Origin of the sequence: Dietzia psychralcaliphila (assembly GCF_003096095.1) — a bacterium.
Taxonomy (GTDB): Bacteria; Actinomycetota; Actinomycetes; order Mycobacteriales; family Mycobacteriaceae; genus Dietzia; species Dietzia psychralcaliphila.
On record NZ_CP015453.1, the window covers coordinates 3,504,988 to 3,523,960 of the forward strand.

Sequence of the window (18,973 nt, forward strand, 5' to 3'; positions counted from 1 at the left end):
TGATGACGCCCACGCCACTGCGCCGCCAGTACCCCAGCAGCGCTCGCCGCCGTTTCGGCCCCGCCACCGGACTCGTCGCGACGGCCTTGACCGTGGCGCTGACCGGCGCCGGGTGCGCGGCGCTGACCGGGGACACGGGCGCCGATGAGCTCGACCACTTTCTCGACGAGCTGAGCAGGGGAAACCTGCCCGCCGCCGTGGAGCTGACCACCAACCCGGCCGCCGCGGAGGAGCAGCTCGTGGCGAGCATGGAGGGGATGGGGATGCCCACGATCTCCGCGACCACCGCGGGCGGGGACCGCCCGGACCGGGATCCGGTGGCGGTGGAGATCACCTGGGACATGGGTGCTCCGGGTGGAGACGACGGAACGGGCGACGACGACGAGGTCGGCTCCGACCCGGCCGGCGGGACCCCCGCGGCAGAGACCGCCCCGCGCACTGTCACGACCACCGGCGAGGCGCGAACCACCAAGATCGGCGACGACTGGAAGGTCGAGTGGGCGCCGACGATCCTCGACACCCGCCTCGCCCCGGGGGGCACCCTGGCATTCGCCGAGGTCCTCGACTACGACACAAACATCCTCGACCGCACCGGTGAACCGCTCATGCAGTGGACCCCGGTCACTGCGGTGACCCTGGCGCCGGAAGCGGTGGAGTCGGCTGACGCGGTCGCGGCCCTGGTGAGCGCGGCCGCCCCGACGATCACCGGGCAGTCGATCCGTGACGGCATGGCCGAGGCCGGCGACCAGCCGTACCAAGTGGTGGCACTGCGCCCCGAGGACATCGAGCCGATCCGGGAGCAGCTCGCTGCGATCGCGGGCGTGAACCTGCCGGAGCAGGGGCAGCTCATCCGTACCGACCGAGGCCTCGACGCACCAGTGCTGGACGGACTGCCGAGCGCCTGGATGGAGGCCCTGCAAGGGGTGGGCGGCTGGTCCGCGGAGATCGTCAACCCCGACGCGGAGCCGATCGAACTGGGTAGCGCCCCCGCCGGGCAGGTGGACGACCTGGTCTCCACCCTGCAGATCTCGATGCAGCGAGCCGCCCAGCAGGCGGTGGACGGCTCCGCTCTGGGCGCCTCGATCGTCGCGATCCAGCCCTCGACCGGCGGGATCCTGGCGGTGGCACAGAACTCCGCCGCCGACCAGCAGGGACCGGTGTCCATGCAGGGCCGCTTCCCGCCGGGGTCGACCTTCAAGATCGTCACCACGGCCGCGGCGCTCGAGGCCGGAGTCGTCGGCCCGGATGAGGTCGTGCCCTGCCCGGCGTCGGTCACCGTGTCGGGGCGAACGATCCCGAACGATGACGACTTCGAGCTCGGCCCGGTCCCGCTGGAGACGGCGTTCGCCCGCTCGTGCAACACGAGCCAGGCCGTCATCAGCGACCGGCTCACTCCGGAGGCAATGAAGGACACGGCCGCCAAGCTCGGTCTGGGCGTCGGGTTCTTCGCCCCCGGCCTCGGACTGGACGCTTTCACCGGTTCGGTGCCCGTCACCGAGCAGGGTCCGGCCCGTGTAGAGGCGGCGATCGGGCAGGGCGAGGTACTGGCCAGCCCGTTCGGGATGGCCGTCATGACGGCCTCACTGGCGAACGGCGGGCGGATGATCCTGCCGCACGTGGTCGACGGGATGCCCGCCGACGCCAACGACGCACCGGAACCGCTGGATCCGGGGGTCGTGGACACCCTGCGTCGGTACATGGAGCAGACCGTGCGGTCCGGCACCGCCACGGCCGCGAACTCGATCCCCGGGCTGGGCGGCAAGACCGGCACGGCCGAGGTGGGGACCGGCCCGTCCCACGGGTGGTTCGTCGGCTCCACCGGCGACATCGCTCTCGCGGTCCTCGTCGAGGGCGCCGATTCGTCGGGGCCCGCGGTGGCGATGGCGGCCGATTTCCTCGGCGCCGCGGGTCAGCCCGCGCCACTCGCCGGCGGGTGAGCCGGTAGGTTTCGCGTCATGCGTCTCCCCCGCCTTCACCTGTCCGACCTCCCCATCCCCGGCCTCTCCCGGCTGCCGTTCGTCTCCACCCCCTCCCCCGCGAACACCAACCGCCGGGTGTTGGTCACCGGCGGCGCGTCGGGTCTCGGCCTGGCCCTGGCCACGGCGTTCCTCGAGCGGGGCGACCGCGTGATCGTCGCCGACCTCGCGGCCACCGACGACCGGCCCGAGTCGGTACCCGAGGATGCGCGCTACCTCCGCCTGGACGTGCGCTCCGAGGACGAATGGCAGGCGGCGCGCGCGGAGATCGAGCAGATCTGGGGCGGCATCGACGTCGTGGTCAACAACGCCGGCATCGCACAGGGCGGCCGCATCGAGTTCCTCACCGAGGAGGACTGGCGGCTCATCACGGACATCAACCTGCTGGGAGTGGCCAGGGGTTGCCGCACCTTCGTGCCGATGCTCAAGGCGCAGGGCAGCGGACACCTGGTCAACACCGCGTCGCTCGCGGGGCTCGTCCACCCGCCGACCATGGCGTCCTACACGGCCGTCAAGGCGGCCGTGGTGGCGATCTCCGAGAGCCTGCGGTGGGAACTGGAGCCGTTCGGGATCGACGTGTCCGTGCTGTGCCCCTCGTTCTTCCGCACCAACCTGGCATCGAGTCTCAACTCCTCCGACCCCGCCGCGAGCGGCTTCGCGAGCAAGCTCATCGACCGCTCCGAGCGTGGCGCCGACGAGATCGCCGCCGAGGTGATGACCGCCCTGGACGCCAAGCAGTTCCTGATCCTGCCCGACCCGGACGCCCGCAAGGCCTACCGCGGCAAACGGTTCATGCCCGCCGCGTACGCCAAGACCATGCTCGGCATGGGACAGAAGTTCGCCCGCGCCACCGCGAAGGGCTGACCGTCGGGGGGAGGCGGTACGCCCGCGGCCCTCGACGCACTGGGTCGACCCCATCCCGCTCAGGTTCCCTGAACTCGCGAGCATCCTGTCTGCTGCTTGACGAACCCTAGAAAATGAATCACAGTTCAGTAATGAACTTCGATTCAGCCGGCGGAGGTGAGCCTGAATCGGCAGAGGGGGCGACGCCACTCAGTCGCAGCCCCCGGATCGCCGCGCGGCAGCTCGAGGCACGACGCAGAATCCTCGAGGCCGCGCGCCTCGTAGTCGCCGAGCAGGGATTCGCAGCGGCCCAGGTGGCTGTGGTCGCGTCGCTTGCCGAGGTGGCCACAGGCACGATCTACAGGCACTTCCCCTCCAAGGCCTCGTTGTTCTCCGAGATGCTGCGGCAGGTGTGCCACCGGGAACTCGAGGTGGTCCGGTCCGTTCTTGATAGCGCCGACCTGCCCGCCTCCACGCGGATCGCGGACGCTGTACGGACGTTCGTCGACCGTGCCCTCAGGGGAGGGGGCCTGTCCTATGCCGTCATCGTCGAGCCCATGGACCCGGACATCGACCGGGTTCGACTGGACGCCCGCGCCGCACTCGCGGAGGCTTTCGCCCGTGCGATCTCCGACGGGATCGACTCAGGTCAGCTGCCCGCCCAGGCTCCGAGACTCCGCGGCGCCGCCATCGTCGGCGCATTCCTCGAGGCCGTCGTCGCCCCCCTCGACGAGCGCCCCGTTCCCGCCGACATCAGGGACTCGGTCAGTCGGGAGACCGCGGCCTTCTGCCGCAGTGCGGTCTCCGGATCCACAGCCGTTCGCGAGACCTCCGGTTGACCGAACCCCCGACCATCACTCCCACCCCTCTGCGCCGCACCCGTCGATGACCCGGCGGGAGAGAAAGGACCCATCATGACCATCGCCCCCCTCGCCAAGCCCGACGACACCGACGACGATGCCGATTTCTCACGTCAGCGCCCCGTCCCGGTGGAGAACCTCGTCCCGGACCTCAACGACGTGAACGCGTTCGACCGCGACAAGATCGCCGTCGACGTCATCGAGCGGTGCGCGCCCTGGGCGGCGACCCGCGCGAGCGAGCTCGGTTCCCGCGTCTGGGACCCCACCGTGCTCAAGTGGGCCCACGATGCCCAGCGGCACACCCCGGAGCTCCGAACCCTCGACCGGATCGGGCACGAGGTCTACGACGTCGACTTCCACCCCGCCTACCACCAGCTGATGGGGCTGGGGTTCGGCTCCGGCGTCCATTCCCTGGCCTGGACCACCGACCAGCCCGGATCCCACACCGCCCGTGCGGTGCTGTCCTACCTGTGGAACCAGATCGACGGCTCGACCGCGTGCCCTATCGGCATGGCGTACGCCGCGATCCCCGTCCTGCGCAGCCAGCCGGAACTCCTTCCCTTCGCCAACGCGGTGTCCGCCGAGACCTACGACCCGCGTGACATCCCGGTCGACCAGAAGTCCGGTGCCACCATCGGCTACTTCATGACCGAGAAGCACGGCGGCTCGGACCTGCGCGCCAACGTCACCGTCGCGCGACCGGTCAACAAGCGAGGCCCCGGAGAGGCATACCTGGTCAACGGCCACAAGTGGTTCGCGTCGGTACCCATGTCGGACGCCTTCCTCACCGTCGCCCAGACGGAGGCGGGGACGTCCTGTCTGCTCATTCCGCGCCGGTTGCCCGACGGCCAGCTCAACAACATCCGTATCAACCGGCTGAAGGACAAGCTCGGCAATCGGGCCAACGCCTCGTCAGAGGTCGAGTACCACGACGCGTACGCCTACCTCGTCGGTGAAGAAGGGAAGGGAATCCGCACCATCCTGACCTCGGCGGAATTCACCCGCAGTGACTTCGCGATCGGATCCGCCGGCCTCATGCGCGCCGCCCTGTCCCAGGCGCTGCACTACAACGATCACCGCGAGGCGTTCGGGGCGCCGTTGTCCGAGCTGCCCATCCAGGCGCCCGTGCTCGCCGACCTCACACTGGAGTGGGCCGGTGCCGCTCACCTCGGGTTCCGCGTCGCCCGCGCAGAGGACTTCCAGGACGACGTCATCGAGGGCCTGGTCGCCCGCATGCTGACCCCGGTGGCCAAATTCTGGAATTGCCGCCGGGTCCCCGCGGTCACCGACGAGGCCATGCAGGCCATCGGTGGAAACGCCTACATCGAAGAACGCCCCATGCCCCGCTACTACCGCGAGGCACCGCTCAACGCCATCTGGGAGGGCACCTCCAACATGATGGTCATGGACGTCGGACGTGTGCTCGCCCGTGACCCCAAGGCGCTCGAGCCCGTCCTCGACGAGATCCGCCCCGGCGCCGCCGAGCACCCGCTGCTCGAGGCCGCGCTCACGGAGATCGACGAGTTGGCAACCGCGCCGGAACAGACCGCGCGCTATCTCGTGACCAAGTTGGCGCTGGCCGTCCAGGGCAGCCTGCTCATGCAGCACGCCCCCTCCGTGGTGGCCGACGCGTTCATCGAATCGCGCCTGGGCAACTCCGGCTGGGGTCCCGGATTCGGCACCCTTCGAGACGTCGACTTCGACGCCATCATCGACTACGGCCGTCTCGGCTGACCGCATCCACATCGACCCGCGAGTAGCCTGCGGGGCATGAGCCCCCTCCCCTCCACCGTGATGTCCCGTGCCGACCTCGACTTCCTGCTGCACGACTGGCTCCGGGTGTCCGAACTGTGTGGGCGCGAGCGGTATGCGGACCACTCGCGCGAGACCATCGACGCCGTGGTGGGCCTGTCGGCCGAGCTCGCCGAGAAGTACTTCGCGCCGCACAACCGCAAGTCGGACCTGAACGAGCCCAGGCTCGTGGGCGAGGAGGTCGAGCTCATCCCGGAGATCGCCGAGGCGCTGCGCCGCTTCGCCGACGCCGACCTGGTGGGTGCCGCCATGGACTCGCGGGTGGGTGGCATGCAGTTGCCGTACACCGCGTACCTGGCGTGCATGGCGTGGTTCTACGCCGCCAACGTCTCCACCGCGGCGTACCCGCTGCTGACCACCGGGAACGCGAACCTGTTGATCGAGCACGGTTCCGACGAGCAGGTCGACAGGTACGTCAAGCCCATGGTCGAGGGCCGCTTCACCGGCACCATGTGCCTCTCCGAGCCTCAGGCCGGCTCCAACCTGGCGGACATCACCACACGCGCCGAGCCGCAGCCCGACGGCACCTACCGGCTGTTCGGGCAGAAGATGTGGATCTCCGGCGGCGAGCACCAGATGTCCGAGAACATCATCCACCTGGTGCTGGCCAAGGTGCCCGGCTCGCCCGCCGGCACGCGCGGCATCAGCCTCTTCGTGGTGCCGAAGTTCCTGGTCAACGAGGACGGCTCGCTCGGGGAGCGCAACGACGTCGTCATCACCGGCCTCAACCACAAGATGGGCTTCCGGGGAACGGTCAACACCATGCCCACGCTGGGCCAGGGCATGCACACCCCCGGTGGTCGGCCCGGCGCGGTCGGCTACCTCGTGGGCGAGGAGAACACCGGCCTCAAGAAGATGTTCACCATGATGAACGAGGCCCGACTCGGCGTGGGCCTGGGCGCCACGGCCCTCGGCTACACCGGGTATCTCAAGTCGCTCGACTACGCGCGCAACCGGCCCCAGGGCCGGTCCGTCGGTGCGGATCCGTCCTCACCGCAGGTCATGCTCACCGGGCACGCCGACGTACGGCGGATGTTGCTGGCCCAGAAGTCGTACGTGGAGGGCGCGCTGGCGCTGGGGCTGTTCTGCGCGAGGCTCGTCGACGACGAGAAGACCGGTTCCCCGGAGGAGGCCGCAACCGCCACCACGCTCCTGGACGTCCTCACCCCGATCGCCAAGTCGTGGCCGTCGCAGTGGTGCCTCAAGGCCAACGAGCTGGCCGTGCAGGTGCTCGGCGGGGCCGGGTACACGATCGACTACGACGTCGAACAGCACTATCGCGACAATCGCCTCAACCCCATCCACGAGGGAACGCACGGGATCCAGGCCCAGGATCTGCTGGGGCGCAAGGTCCTCGCCGGGGGTGGTGCCGGACTCGCCGCACTCAGCGAGCGCATCGCCGCCACCTGCGACCGGGCGGAGGCCGCCGGCGGCCCGGCCGAGGGATTCGCCGCGCTGCTCCGACCGCGGGTGACGCGCCTCATCGAGGTGACCACCGCGCTCGCCGGGGTCGGGGCGACCGACCCGGAGGCGTTCCTGGCCGACGCCACCGAGTACCTCGAGGCCGCAGGCCACATCGTGATCGCCTGGATCTGGCTCGAGCAGGTACTCGCCCTGGGAGGACGGGTCGACGACGACTCCGACGGGTTCGCCGCGGGGAAGAGGCAGGCGGCAGCGTACTTCCTGCAGCGCGAACTCCCCCTCGTCGACGCGAAATTCGACCTGCTGGCCGCGGGTGACCGCACCACCCTGGACATGCGCGACGACTGGTTCTGACGGCTGGGCCTCCTGTCCGGCTGGGCCCCTGCCGAACAGGAGGCCCGGCCGGACACGGAGTCAGTGGGCAGCAGACGTCGCGAGCACCGCGTCCAACTCCTCGAACGCCTCGGTCCAGCCGTCGTAGACACCGTGCTCGGAGCCGCGGTCGTCAGGCTGTCCAGCCATGTGGAAGGTCATCAGGGTGCGTCCCTTGCCCGCCTCGGCGAGGTCGACGGTGATGACGGGGACGTCGTCCCCGCGCTCGTCGTCCGGGCTGCCCCAGGTGAACCGGAGCCGGTCGGGCTCGCGGACCTCCAGGTATTCGCCCGTGGCCGGCCACTCGCCGCCGCCCGGGTCGATCATGAGGTAGGCGTAGCTCCCACCCACGCGGAGATCGATCGAGACGCTCTCGGCAGGGGTGGTGACCTCGTGTGGGTGCCACCAGCGGGCGGCCAGGGTCGGATCCGTCCACGCCCGCCAGAGGGTCTCGCGCGGGGCGTCGAATGTGCGGGTGATGGTGAATTCTGCGACGGACATGGTGTCGTCACTCCTTCGATCGAGGCGTGATGCCTCTATCCGTGGGGTCGACGTGCCCGGGCTGGATATCGGTGAGCACGTCGTCGAGTCGGTCGAACTTCTGCTGCCACAGCGCGCGGTTGCGCTCGACCCAGTCCGTGGCGGCGTCCAGCGGTTCCGGCCTGAGGGTGCACACCCGCCACTGGGCGCGTGTGCTGCGCTCGATGAGACCGGAGGCCTCCAACACCCTGAGGTGTTGAGAGATGGCGGGTGCACTGATGTCGAAGGGTTCCGACAACTCGCCCACAGTGGCCGGCCCGGTGCTGAGCCGTTCGAGGATCCCGCGACGCGTGGGATCGGCGAGCGCCTGGAACACCCGGGACAGCGGATCACCAGCCTGCTTCACTTCACTCATTCCTTAATTAGGCGATAGCTTAATTATCCTCCCCGGACCGCCGACGTCAACACCTTCACGCATGACCACGCCTTACGGATCCCTCACCCCGCGCGTGCGCCGGGGGTCCGGCCGCGGGACCCGGTGACACCGAAAGGCCCGGGCCGACGCTCTCGCGCCGGCCCGGGCCTCGGTACTCCTGAACGGTGGGGAGGTCACAGCCCCCCGGGGTTCAGTGGTCTCACATCGGGGGCATCAGCACCTCGTCCACCAGGTACACGGTGGCGTTGGCGGTCTGGACTCCGCCACAGATGACGTTCGCACCGTTGACCATCAGCTCGTCACCGGAACCGGTGACGTCAACGTCCTCACCAGCGAGGGTCGTCTGCATGCCCTCGATGTCCTCGGGGGAGATCTGCCCCTCGACGACGTGGTAGGTCAGGACGGTGGTCAGCAGGTCGGCGTCGGTGCCGAGCTGATCCATGGTGGCCTGGTCGACCTGCGCGAACGCGTCGTCGACCGGCGCGAACACGGTGTACTCACCGTTGTTGAGCGTGTCGACCAGGTCGACGTCCGGGTTCACCCCGCCCGACACGGCGGCCGTGAGGGTGGTGAGCAGCGGGTTGTTGGAAGCGGCGGTGGCGACCGGCTCCATGGCCATGCCGTCGACCGAGCCCGGGCCGTCCGGGTTGGCCTCGGCGTAGTCCGCGCACCCGGGGCCGACCAGCATGCCGGCCGGCTCCGCCATGGCCGAGGTCTCTTCCGTGGTCATCTCGGAGGTCATGGGGGCGCTGGTGGTGCCCTCGGCCTCGGTGGTGCCTTCGTCGTCCGCGCAGCCGGCCAGAACGAGGCCGCTCACGGCAGCCGCCGCAGCGATCGATGCCATACGGCGGGAGATCGTGATGCTCATTGTGTTGGTCCTTTCAACAGAGCCTTGCGTGCTGGGTCAACGGTTCTTCGGCACTGCCGTCGAGCCGGATGGGTGACCCTCGGAACATTTCTTCCGAACCGTCCGGGGAGGGCTGTGCTCCGAACTCTTGATGTGGACACCAACCAGCCCCGACCCCGCGTGACGGCCCAGATCTCCGCGGGGATCCTCTCGACCGGCGTCGCCCTCGCGGTCGGTCACGCAGTCGCGGGACTGGTCGCCCCCGGGTCGTCGCCATTCCTGGCGGTGGCCGACTCTGTTGTCGACCGCGCTCCCTCGGCCGTCCGCGAGGCGACCATCGACGCGCTCGGCACCGCGGACAAACCCGCGCTGTTGATCAGCCTCGCCGGCATCCTCGCGGTGCTGGGCGTGGTGGTCGGACTGCTGGAGCGTCCGCGTCGCCCGATCGGTTCCCTCATCATCGTGGCCCTCGGACTCACGGGAACGCTCGCGGCGGTGACCCGGCCGACGGCCGGACCCGCGTGGGCGCTGCCGACGCTCGTGGGCACCGCCCTCGCCGTGGTGGCGCTTCGACTGATGATCGGCGCACTGTTCCCCGCGCCCTCGTCCGCGCCCTCGTCCGGGGCCGGTCAGGTATCCGGTGCCGGTGCAGAGGCCGTGGCGGGGTCAGGCACAGAGGCCGGGCCGGGGTCGGGTGCTCCGGATACCTCGGACGAGTCGGCCCCCGCCACGCGGCAGGGACCGGATCGACGGCGCTTCCTGATCCTCGCCGGGTCGGCCGTGGCCGTGATCGCTGCGGCGGGTGCGACAGGGTTGGCCCTGACCCGCCGGGCCGCGGACGCGATCGCCGAACGCACGGGCCTGCAGTTGCCGCGGGTGCTCAGCCGGAACGCCGCCGCACCGGTCCCGGCCGGAGTGACTCCCGACGCTCCCGGGGTCACGCCGTTCCTCACGTCCAACGAGGACTTCTACCGCATCGACACGGCGCTGCGGGTACCCGCGCTCACCACGGCGGACTGGCGTCTGCGGATCCACGGGATGGTGGAGAGGGAGATCGAGTTGGACTGGGAGTCCCTGACCGCCCGGGAGTTCCTGGACCGGATCGTCACCCTGACATGTGTATCCAACGAGGTCGGGGGCGACCTGGCCGGAAACGCGACCTGGACCGGCTTCCCGATCGCCGACCTCCTCGCCGAGGCCGGCCCGCTGCCCGAGGCCGACATGCTGCTCTCCACCTCCGTCGACGGGTGGACGGCGGGCACCCCGCTCGAGGCCCTCACGGACGGCCGGGACGCGCTGCTGGCCGTCGGGATGAACGGCGAGCCGCTGCCCCTCGAGCACGGTTACCCGGTCCGGCAGGTCGTGCCCGGCCTGTACGGCTACGTCTCGGCCACCAAGTGGGTGGTGGACTGGGAGGTCACCCGCTTCGACCGGGCCAGCGCCTACTGGACCGACCGGGGGTGGGGCGAGCGGGGACCGATCCTCACCGCGAGCCGGATCGACAGGCCCGCCCCCCTCGCCGAGCTGGAGCCCGGCCCCGTCGTGGTGGCCGGGACGGCGTGGGCCCAGCACCGGGGCATCGATCGCGTGGAGGTGCAGGTCGACGACGGGCCGTGGATCGAGGCCACGCTGGCCTCGGAGTACTCGATCGATACCTGGCGGATGTGGTCGTGGACATGGGACGCCGAGCCCGGCCTGCACACGCTGTCCGTCCGGGCGACCGATTCGACGGGAGAGGTGCAGACGGAGGTCCGGCAGCCCCCGATCCCCACCGGCGCCACCGGCTGGCACAACCGCACGTTCCGGGTATCGGGATCATGACCGTTCTCGACACACCCCTCCTCACCACCCGCCCGTCCCGTACGTTCCTACCGCCTCGCACTAGACTGTCCCCCGTGTCCGAGCCCACCGCCCCGTCGCTGGCCGATCCGGGACGCCTACTGGAGCTCTCCGCAGCCGGCGATCTCGATGCCTTCGCCCGCTTCTACGACCTCATGGCGCCCCGCGTGCACGGTCTCGCGCTCCGGATCCTGCGCGACCCGGGGTACGCAGAAGAGACGGTGCAGGAGGTGTTCCTGCAGGTCTGGAAACAGGCCTCGGGGTACAGCCCGAAGCTCGGGTCGGTTCACTCGTGGGTGTTGACCATCGCCCACCGACGTGCGGTGGACCGGGTGCGGTCCGAGAGTTCCGCGGCCCGCCGCGACGAGGCGGACGCGGCCGCAGGGGTCGCCCACTCCGGGGACATCGCCGACCAGGTGACCGACGAGATCACCCGGGAAGAGGACGCTGCGGACATCCGTCGATGTCTGGGAGAACTCACCGAGAACCAACGTGAGTCGATCGAGATGGCGTACTTCTCCGGGCTGACCTACCGCGAGGTCGCGGACCAGCTGGGGGCCGCACTGCCCACGATCAAGTCACGAATCCGCGACGGCCTGCGCCGTCTCAAGAATTGCCTGGGAGGTGAACTGTCATGACAGTCCGACATCACGATCATCCGGAGTCCCCGGACACGGTTCATCCCGAGGACCTGGATCTCTACGCGCTGGACGCTCTGGATGAGCAGGAGGCCGAGACCGTCGAGCAGGCGCTGGTCGCCTCGGCACCGGATCAGCGCCGGTCGATGCTCGCTCACATCCGGTCCACCCGGGAACTGGCGGCCGATATGGTGGCTGACGCCAACCTGGACGTCCCTCCCCCGCCCACGCTCCGCACCAGGGTTCTCGACATGGTCGCGGCGGAGGCCGGGCCCGGGAACGACACGATGGATGCCGCGAACACCGACGACGCCCGGGACACCGGGGGCGCGGCAGTGGTCGATCTGAGCCGGATGCGTGAGCGTCGGCGCCCCGGGACGTGGACCTTCGTCGCGACCGCGGCGGCGGCCATCGTGCTGGTGGCCGCGGGGGTGACCGTCGGGAGACTGACGGGCGGCGTGGCGACGGACGACAACCTTCCGGTCGCGGCCCCGCCCGCCGCGACGATGCCGGAGGAGGTGACGTCCCTGCTCACGGCACCTGACCTCGAGGTGGCCCGCGGCCAGGTGGGCGGCACCGGCAGCGCGACCGTCATCGCGTCCAAGTCGGCCGACATGGCGGTCATCTCCATGACCGGGATCCCGGAGCCGGCCGAGGGCCGCGCCTACCAGCTGTGGCTGATGGGTCCGGATCACGACCCGATCCCTGCCGGCACGATGGAATCCGGCGAGGTGGGCCCGTCGCCCTCCGCCGAGCTCAGCGGGATCCGCAACTCCGCTCAGATCGGGATCACCGAGGAGCCCGCGGGCGGTTCCCCGGCTCCGACAGGCCAGGTCCTGCTGGCGCTCGACCTGGCCTGAGTTCAGGGTGTGACGAGGACCTTCAACGACTCGCGCTCGTCCATCGCGCGGTACCCCTCGGCCACGTCCTCCAGGCCGACGGTGCGATCGAAGACACGGCCCGGGTCGTCGGTGCCGTCCATGATGCCGGGCAGCAGCTCCGCCACGTACTCGTGCACGGGCGCCGGGCTGCCCGTGAGCTCGATGTTGCGACCGAACAGGCTGGTGAAGCCGACCGGCGCCTCGGAGTACTGGGGTACGCCCACGCGGGAGATCACGCCGCCGGGCCGGACGATCCCCACGGACTGCTCGTAGGCGGGCATGTGGCCGACGGCCTCGAGTACGGCGCGGACCCCTCGCCCACCGGTGAGCTCGAGAACCTTCTGGATGCCCTCCTCGCCGCGCTCGACAACCACCTCGGTCGCGCCGAACTCGCGGCCGAGGTCGGTACGCGACCGGTGCCGGCCCATGAGGATGATCTGCTCGGCGCCCAGCTTCTTCGCGGAGAGCACCGCGAGCAGGCCCACGGCGCCGTCACCGACCACGGCAACGGTGTCGCCCTCGCGCACGCCCGCCATCACCGCGGCGTGGTGGCCGGTCCCGTAGACGTCGGCCAGGGTGAGCAGTGAGGGCAGGATCTCCGTCTGGTCCTCGCCCACCGGCATCACCGTGAGCGTGCCGTCCGCCAGCGGCACGCGCGAGACCTCGGCCTGGCACTCGGTGAGGTACCCGCCGGCAGGGCACGCGCAGGCGAAGTCCTCGACACAGGTCACGCACGTGGCGTCCTGGTAGTGGAAGGACGTGATCACCAGGTCGCCCTTCGAGACCTTGCTCACCCCGGACCCCACTTCCTCGACCACGCCGAGCAGTTCGTGGCCCATCCGCGCGGGGCCGTCGGTCGGGTCCATGGAGTGATAGGGGTGCAGGTCGGAGCCACAGACGCAGGTGCGGACCATCCGGACGATCGCGTCGGTGGGCTGTTCGATCCGGGGGGCGGCGACGTTCTCCACGCGGACGTCGCCGGGGGCATACATGAGGGTTGCTCGCATGCCGCCCACAGTACGGGCGGTGCCCGATCGGGCCGGCCAATCAGTGTCGGTGCGTCACGCCTGCCACCACTGCCTCAGGGGAACGTCCCAGGTCATGGTGTCGCCGAGGCGGACGGCCAGGATCTGGTGGAGCTGGATCTTGTTGTGCTCGAAGCCGTACTGGCAGGCCCCCATGTAGAGCCCCCACAGCTTGGCCATCGGTTCGCCCACCTCCTCGACCGCCTCGTCCCAGTGATCGACGAGGTTCGCGCACCAGTCACGGAGGGTATACGCGTAGTGCTGTCGGAGGTTCTCCTCGTGGACCACCTCGAATCCGGCGTTCTCGGCCTCGAGGTGAATGGTCCCGGCCCCGGCGAGCTCGCCGTCCGGAAAGATGTACCGGTCGATGAACCCGCCCGCTTTGGTGATCCGCGTGTTGTCGGGTCTGGTGATGCAGTGGTTGAGCAGACGCCCGCCCGGCCTGAGGTAGCCGTGTAGCCGGGTGAAGTAGTCGTGGTAGTTCCGCCGCCCGATGTGCTCGGTCATCCCGATCGAACTGACCGCGTCGAAGTCCCTCTCGGGCACGTCCCGGTAGTCCTGCAGCCGCACCTGCGCCAGGTCACCGAGCCCGTCGGCCTCGATACCGGCCCGGCCCCACTCGGCCTGCTCCCTGGACAGGGTCACCCCGATCACGTGCACGCCGCGACTCGCCGCGTAGCGGACCATTCCGCCCCACCCGCAGCCCACGTCCAGCAGCCGGTCGCCGGCCTTCAACCCGAGTTTGTCGAACACCAGGCGGTACTTGTTCTCCTGCGCCGTCTCCAGCGAGGCCTGAGTGTCGGGGTAGCAGGCACAGGTGTACGCCATGGTCGGCCCGAGGATCCACGAGTAGAACCGGTTGGACACGTCGTAGTGGTAGCTCACCGACTGCGAGTCCCTCGCCTTCGAGTGCCGTCGCATGCCGTGCAGCACGCGTTGCCACGGCGGGGGGACCTCCTGCTCGGGGATCGGTGGGACCGTCAGGTTCTCCCGCCCGATCGACCGGGCGATCCGCACCATCGTCCGGGCGTCGGGCCGACGGGTCATGGACTTGCGGAACACCTCGAGCGCGCCGAACACGTCCCGCGGCGCCCCGGGATGTACGCCCACCACCTCGAGTTCGCCCATCAGGTAGGCACGGGCCAGTCCGAGGTCGCCGGGCGCGGTCACGAAGTACTGCAGCGCCCTCTCGCTCTTCAGGCGTAGCACCAGACCGTTGTCCTCCCGGCCGATCGCTGAGCCGTCGTACGCCTCGATCCGTAGGGGCGGTTCGCCCGTCGCGAACGCGCCGATGATCTCACCGATCGTCATCCTGTCCGTCGTCACCGTGCACCCACCGCCTTGTCGTAGAGGGTCGAGAAGCGACCCTGCGGATCGAACTGGTTCTTGAGCCGCGCCGCGTGCTCGCCGCCGTACAACTGGTCGAACTCCTCCCGGGAGTAGAAGACCTCGGAATACAGAGATTTGTGTCCGCCGAGCCGGGAGACCTCCTCCTCGATGCGTCGGTTCCACGCCCCCTCGGCCATTCCCGGCTCGATCGGGGCGGAGGACCAGAACCCGATGTTGACGTAGGTGGTGTCGGGTGCCAGCGGATACAGCGGCCACGGACGATCGGACCCCGGTCCGTCTCCGAGAGTCGGTGCCGGGGTGCGCTCCCGGAGTCGCAGCGGGCACACCCACAGTGGTTCGATGGGCACCTCGCGCAGAAACCACTCGAGGAACTCGGCGGTGCGGTCGATGGTCACCTCGACGTCCTGCACCACCCGTTCGCGCGGCCCCTCGCCCTTGAGCGCCCCGATCCTGTCGCCCAGGTCGTAGCGGTGGTCGAGCCCGATTATCTTCCAGTACGCCGAGGACCTGAGCAGCTGCTGCGGCCACAGCCTGCGGATTCGGGGGTTCTGCACCCCGAACGCGCGCGAGCACCAGAACCAGTCGGTGTCCCAGCGCCAGAGGTAGTCGCGGATGGTCAGCCGGTCGCGGACCACCGACCCGGCGGGCCCACCGTGCCGGATCGACCGGTAGTAGACGGCCTGCTTGTCCCGCACCCCCGAGTAATCCGAGACGGGGCCGGGCTCGTCGGTCCACCGCCCCAGGGTCAGGTAGGACTCGTCCGCCGTGAAGACGACCCCGTCGAGGAAGTCGACCTCCTCGTCGTCGTGGGACCCGGACTCGCTGATCCGCGCCAGCCCGTCGGTCAGCGCGGCGAGGGTGTCGAACCGGACGTGCCGCAACTCCACGTACCGCGACACCGGTTCGAGCGCGATACGCAGCCGCACCGCGTAGCCCAGCGAACCGTAGGAATTGGGGAAGCCGCGGTGCAGCGCCTGCTCGCGCTCGGTGCCGTCGGGGCGCGCCGTGACGATCTCGCCGGTGCCGGTGAGCACGTCCATCTCCAGCACCGACTCGTGCGGCAGTCCCAACCGGAACGAGCTGGACTCGATGCCCAACCCGGTGACCGCGCCGCCCAGAGTGATGGTCTTGAGCTGCGGCACCACGTACGGCATCAGCCCGTACGGCAGGGTGGCGTCCACCAGGTCCTCGTACGTGCACATGCCCTGGACGTCGGCGGTGCGGGCGTCCGGGTCCACGGAGACGACGCGCGTCAGACCGGTGGTGTCCAGGCCTGGTGACGACGACGAAGTGCGCGGCCTGAACAGATTGGACGTCTTCTTGGCAAGCCGGGCGGGCTCACCCCGGGGAATCGCCTCGAAGCTGGCCAGGAGTCGTCCCACACCCTCGTCGTGGCGACGGCGTCCGACGATCAGCGATCCGGACGGATGACCATCAGTGCCCATGCGCCCCACCCTAGTGGCGGTCGACGAGCATCGGAGTTGATACGTCCGGTGTCCACCCCGGGGACCCCGACGCGTCACCGTGGCGGCCTCACCGGGAGGAAGCCGGCGACTCCCTGGATCCCGTCTCGATCGCATTTCGATTGTGACACCAGTCATATCGCGCGGGCCAAACGGTCTCTGTCCCGTCCGCCGCTTACGTACCCTTCCCGCATATCGACCCCCGCATCTCACCACCGAGGAGGGCCCGTCATGACCGCACGTGCACACCGAGCCGCCCAGGCCACCAGGCGAACCCCTGCAACCCGCCCCGGTCGCCGTCGCGCGGTCGCCGCGGCGTCCGGATTCGCGGCACTCGCCCTGGTCCTGGGGGCGTGCGGCGAGGAGGGCACGGCGGAGGACGCGGTCGGTGACGCGACCAGCGCGGTGGGGTCCGTGGCCGCCGAGGCCACCTCGGCGGTCGGTGACGCCACCGACGGTGACGGGGCGACGACCGGTGAGCAACCGGCGCCTGACAGGACGGGCGAGAACGGCGGTGACGACCGGGCCCCCGACGAGCAGTTCCTGAGCGAGATCCGGACCGTCGGTGTGGACGCCGAGGACGAGCAGGCCTACCTCACCCGGGGGCGCGACGCCTGCGCATCACTCGATGGCGACATGGGTTACGTCGACGTGGTCCGGCAGTACAACGACGCGCACCCCGATGCCCCTGTGACGGAGGCGCCGGTGGTGGTGGCGGCCGCGGTCAGGGCGTTCTGCTCCCAGCACCTACCGCAGGTCGGCCAGGGGGGCTAGGTCCGCCAGGGTCGAGGTGGGGAAAGCGCCGATCCGGGGCACGGCCGAGGTGGGCACTGCCTCACAGGCCCTCCCTGTCCAGCGCCTCCGCGGTGAGCCGGCGACCGAGTTCGATCATCTCCTCCGCCCGGTGGAAGTCGAACGCCGAACACGAGTCGGAGGGCACCTCCACGAGTACGTCCGGACGGTTGCCGGCCATCCGGTACCCGGTGAGGATGCTCTGCATGGCCTCGATCGACTGGGAGACCACGTCGAAGATCCGCAGCGTGCCCGGGAGGGACTCGAGGCTCCGCTCGTCACCGAGCGCCTCGGCCCGGACCTCCCGTTCGCCCTCCTCGACCGCTTCCTCGACCTCTGGCGACGGCTGCTCCGACCCTCTCGGGGTCGGCGCGCCGACGGCTGCCGGGTCGAAATCCGTTCCCTCCCCGCCAGAGTCGATCCCGTCCACCCCTGCCGTCTCCGCCCCGGCCGCGTCCTGACCGAAGCGGGCCGCGACGAGCCGCACCAGGTCGGCGTCACGGACGTCCGCTGCCGCGATCCGAATGCGGCCGGAGAGCCTGGCGGCGGTCCCCGCGGCGACGGTGCCGCCCTTCTTCGAGATCTTCGGATCGGCCACGGCCGACGGTTCCTCCGGGTCCGAGCTCTCCTGGAACGTGGAACCGCGGATCCCGGCCCGTCGACCGGTCAGTGACACGGCCAGGACCAGATCACTCTCCACCGAGGCGAGCGGTTCGAGCGGGACCGGGTTGGTCACCCCTCCGTCGATCATCAGTCTCCCGCCCACGATCGCCGGTGTGACGATGCTCGGGATCGCGAACGACGCACGTACCGCGATATCCGCCGGGCCACGGGTGAACCACACCTCCCGGCGCGCCCGCAGGTCGGTGGCCACCGCGGTGTAGGGGATGGCCAGATCCTCGATCCGCACGTCGTCGAGCATCTCGCCGATCACGCCCATGATCTTGTTGGCACGGATCGCTCCCCCACCGGCGAAGGACACGTCGAGCAACCGCAGGACGTCCCGCTGTGCCAGACCCCGCACCCATTCCTCGAAACGGTCCAACTCGCCGGCCGCGAGCAGCGAACCCACCACAGCGCCCATCGACGCCCCGGACACCCCGACCACCTCGTGTCCGCGTGACTCGAGTTCGCGGATGGCCCCGATGTGCGCGTACCCGCGCGCCCCACCGGAACCCAATGCCAACGCGACCTTCATCCGGTCCTCCTCATACGTCTCCTCGAGCGCCCCCGATGACATCACACCGGTGCCGTCCCCTCGGCGAATCGGCCTCCAGTGTGCACCGGAGCGGCCCATGACATCCCTGGACCACGGCCATCGTGTCGTAGGCGCGATCTACCTTCAACAACGTATCGAGCACCTGTTCGATACGAACGAATACACAGCCCGATCGCACACCGCGATCGCACACCGCGATCGCACACCCAGAACGCACACCCCAATGAGGAGTTCCCGTGTCCCACACCGCCATCCAGTTCCGTCCCGTCACCACAATCGATCCCGACATGGCGCTCGTCGCCGCCCACATCGACCGGTTCGGACTGCACCTGGTCCATGTGGGCGAGGGTTGTGCCTGCGAGGACTGCGAGTCCGCCCCCCTGCCACCGGATCAACGCTTCGGATACACGGTCGGGCTCACCGACCGCGGACACCCGGAACTCCTGGTCCGCGGGTTGCGAGCCCGGGAGACGGCCGAGCTCCTCAACCGATGGGGCGGCTCCGTCCTGGACGGCCAGGTACTCGCCGCCGGCCACCTGCTGTGCGAGGGCCCCGACGGGCCGACGTGGGAGCTGGTTCCGGTCCGGCGCCCCTCCAGGACCCTGCGATGGGCGGGGCGCTACTACCGCACTGCCGGAACCGGCGGACTCACTGCCCTGGAGCTGGTGCCCGCGCGGCGGCCCTGCCCGTGCGACGGGTGCTGCTGAGGCCACCGCTC

General features: G+C 69.9%; 17 protein-coding genes. 10 read left to right on the top strand and 7 right to left on the bottom strand.

What is annotated here, in order from left to right; all coding sequences use genetic code 11:
• Window positions 1-2 precede the first annotated feature (2 nt).
• The 5 genes from A6048_RS16215 (at window position 3) to A6048_RS16235 (ending at window position 7,267) form a co-directional block, all read left to right on the top strand.
• On the top strand, window positions 3-1,937 hold the full coding sequence (locus tag A6048_RS16215; RefSeq protein ID WP_107746864.1) for a penicillin-binding transpeptidase domain-containing protein: 1,935 nt from the start codon (window positions 3-5) through the stop codon (window positions 1,935-1,937).
• Window positions 1,938-1,955: 18 nt separating this feature from the next.
• A complete protein-coding gene (locus A6048_RS16220) occupies window positions 1,956-2,840 on the top strand; it encodes an SDR family NAD(P)-dependent oxidoreductase (protein WP_107746865.1) in 885 nt (294 codons plus the stop codon).
• A 131-nt stretch (window positions 2,841-2,971) separates the two neighbouring features.
• A complete protein-coding gene (locus A6048_RS16225) occupies window positions 2,972-3,658 on the top strand; it encodes a TetR/AcrR family transcriptional regulator (protein ID WP_159110190.1) in 687 nt (228 codons plus the stop codon).
• 75 nt (window positions 3,659-3,733) lie between these two features.
• Window positions 3,734-5,413, top strand: a complete 1,680-nt coding sequence (locus A6048_RS16230; protein ID WP_107746867.1) for an acyl-CoA dehydrogenase family protein — start codon at window positions 3,734-3,736, stop codon at window positions 5,411-5,413.
• Window positions 5,414-5,449: 36 nt separating this feature from the next.
• Window positions 5,450-7,267: an acyl-CoA dehydrogenase gene (locus tag A6048_RS16235; protein ID WP_107746868.1), complete on the top strand. Its 1,818-nt coding sequence runs from the start codon at window positions 5,450-5,452 to the stop codon at window positions 7,265-7,267.
• A 60-nt stretch (window positions 7,268-7,327) separates the two neighbouring features.
• Here the strand turns inward: A6048_RS16235 and A6048_RS16240 are convergent, their stop codons facing one another.
• The 3 genes from A6048_RS16240 to A6048_RS16250 form a co-directional block, all read right to left on the bottom strand.
• Window positions 7,328-7,786 (bottom strand): SRPBCC family protein, encoded by a 459-nt coding sequence (locus A6048_RS16240; protein WP_107746869.1) that lies wholly within the window; start codon window positions 7,784-7,786, stop codon window positions 7,328-7,330.
• Window positions 7,787-7,793: 7 nt separating this feature from the next.
• Window positions 7,794-8,180, bottom strand: a complete 387-nt coding sequence (locus tag A6048_RS16245) for an ArsR/SmtB family transcription factor (RefSeq protein ID WP_107746870.1) — start codon at window positions 8,178-8,180, stop codon at window positions 7,794-7,796.
• A 220-nt stretch (window positions 8,181-8,400) separates the two neighbouring features.
• Window positions 8,401-9,069, bottom strand: coding sequence for a fasciclin domain-containing protein (locus tag A6048_RS16250; RefSeq protein ID WP_107746871.1), 669 nt, complete (start codon window positions 9,067-9,069; stop codon window positions 8,401-8,403).
• 132 nt (window positions 9,070-9,201) lie between these two features.
• On the opposite strand from A6048_RS16250, the gene A6048_RS16255 reads away from it, so the two are divergent.
• The 3 genes from A6048_RS16255 (at window position 9,202) to A6048_RS16265 (ending at window position 12,385) form a co-directional block, all read left to right on the top strand.
• A complete protein-coding gene (locus A6048_RS16255; protein WP_235027298.1) occupies window positions 9,202-10,869 on the top strand; it encodes a molybdopterin-dependent oxidoreductase in 1,668 nt (555 codons plus the stop codon).
• A gap of 74 nt (window positions 10,870-10,943) precedes the next feature.
• Entirely contained in the window at window positions 10,944-11,525 is a 582-nt protein-coding gene (sigK, locus tag A6048_RS16260; protein WP_107746872.1) for an ECF RNA polymerase sigma factor SigK, read from the top strand.
• On the top strand, window positions 11,522-12,385 hold the full coding sequence (locus A6048_RS16265) for an anti-sigma factor (RefSeq protein ID WP_107746873.1): 864 nt from the start codon (window positions 11,522-11,524) through the stop codon (window positions 12,383-12,385). The genes sigK and A6048_RS16265 overlap by 4 nt, the downstream gene beginning before the upstream one ends.
• 2 nt (window positions 12,386-12,387) lie before the next feature.
• On the opposite strand, the gene A6048_RS16270 is transcribed toward A6048_RS16265, so the two are convergent.
• Genes A6048_RS16270 through A6048_RS16280 form a run of 3 tightly spaced genes read right to left on the bottom strand, consistent with a single transcriptional unit; the run spans window position 12,388 to window position 16,226 of the window.
• Complete coding sequence (locus A6048_RS16270) at window positions 12,388-13,413, bottom strand: zinc-binding dehydrogenase (protein ID WP_107746874.1); 1,026 nt, start codon at window positions 13,411-13,413, stop codon at window positions 12,388-12,390.
• A gap of 54 nt (window positions 13,414-13,467) precedes the next feature.
• Window positions 13,468-14,742 carry a class I SAM-dependent methyltransferase gene (locus A6048_RS16275; RefSeq protein WP_107746875.1) on the bottom strand — a complete coding sequence of 425 codons (1,275 nt, stop codon included), beginning with the start codon at window positions 14,740-14,742 and terminating at the stop codon, window positions 13,468-13,470.
• Window positions 14,743-14,753: 11 nt separating this feature from the next.
• A complete protein-coding gene (locus tag A6048_RS16280) occupies window positions 14,754-16,226 on the bottom strand; it encodes an FAD-binding oxidoreductase (protein ID WP_107746876.1) in 1,473 nt (490 codons plus the stop codon).
• 249 nt (window positions 16,227-16,475) lie between these two features.
• On the opposite strand from A6048_RS16280, the gene A6048_RS16285 reads away from it, so the two are divergent.
• Entirely contained in the window at window positions 16,476-17,018 is a 543-nt protein-coding gene (locus tag A6048_RS16285; protein ID WP_107746877.1) for a DUF732 domain-containing protein, read from the top strand.
• 61 nt (window positions 17,019-17,079) lie between these two features.
• On the opposite strand, the gene A6048_RS16290 is transcribed toward A6048_RS16285, so the two are convergent.
• Window positions 17,080-18,276, bottom strand: a complete 1,197-nt coding sequence (locus tag A6048_RS16290; protein ID WP_235027303.1) for a patatin-like phospholipase family protein — start codon at window positions 18,274-18,276, stop codon at window positions 17,080-17,082.
• 215 nt (window positions 18,277-18,491) lie between these two features.
• Here A6048_RS16290 and A6048_RS16295 point away from each other — a divergent pair, with 215 nt between their 5' ends.
• A complete protein-coding gene (locus tag A6048_RS16295; protein ID WP_107746878.1) occupies window positions 18,492-18,962 on the top strand; it encodes a DUF4262 domain-containing protein in 471 nt (156 codons plus the stop codon).
• Window positions 18,963-18,973 lie beyond the last annotated feature (11 nt).

Bases quoted from the DNA above. Each gene is read 5' to 3' on its own strand.
- A6048_RS16215 (WP_107746864.1), top strand. From the start codon at position 3: ATGACGCCCACGCCACTGCGCCGCCAGTACCCCAGCAGCGCTCGCCGC.
- A6048_RS16220 (WP_107746865.1), top strand. From the start codon at position 1,956: ATGCGTCTCCCCCGCCTTCACCTGTCCGACCTCCCCATCCCCGGCCTC.
- A6048_RS16225 (WP_159110190.1), top strand. From the start codon at position 2,972: ATGAACTTCGATTCAGCCGGCGGAGGTGAGCCTGAATCGGCAGAGGGG.
- A6048_RS16230 (WP_107746867.1), top strand. From the start codon at position 3,734: ATGACCATCGCCCCCCTCGCCAAGCCCGACGACACCGACGACGATGCC.
- A6048_RS16235 (WP_107746868.1), top strand. From the start codon at position 5,450: ATGAGCCCCCTCCCCTCCACCGTGATGTCCCGTGCCGACCTCGACTTC.
- A6048_RS16240 (WP_107746869.1), bottom strand. From the start codon at position 7,786: ATGTCCGTCGCAGAATTCACCATCACCCGCACATTCGACGCCCCGCGC.
- A6048_RS16245 (WP_107746870.1), bottom strand. From the start codon at position 8,180: ATGAGTGAAGTGAAGCAGGCTGGTGATCCGCTGTCCCGGGTGTTCCAG.
- A6048_RS16250 (WP_107746871.1), bottom strand. From the start codon at position 9,069: ATGAGCATCACGATCTCCCGCCGTATGGCATCGATCGCTGCGGCGGCT.
- A6048_RS16265 (WP_107746873.1), top strand. From the start codon at position 11,522: ATGACAGTCCGACATCACGATCATCCGGAGTCCCCGGACACGGTTCAT.
- A6048_RS16270 (WP_107746874.1), bottom strand. From the start codon at position 13,413: ATGCGAGCAACCCTCATGTATGCCCCCGGCGACGTCCGCGTGGAGAAC.
- A6048_RS16275 (WP_107746875.1), bottom strand. From the start codon at position 14,742: ATGACGATCGGTGAGATCATCGGCGCGTTCGCGACGGGCGAACCGCCC.
- A6048_RS16280 (WP_107746876.1), bottom strand. From the start codon at position 16,226: ATGGGCACTGATGGTCATCCGTCCGGATCGCTGATCGTCGGACGCCGT.
- A6048_RS16285 (WP_107746877.1), top strand. From the start codon at position 16,476: ATGACCGCACGTGCACACCGAGCCGCCCAGGCCACCAGGCGAACCCCT.
- A6048_RS16290 (WP_235027303.1), bottom strand. From the start codon at position 18,276: ATGTCATCGGGGGCGCTCGAGGAGACGTATGAGGAGGACCGGATGAAG.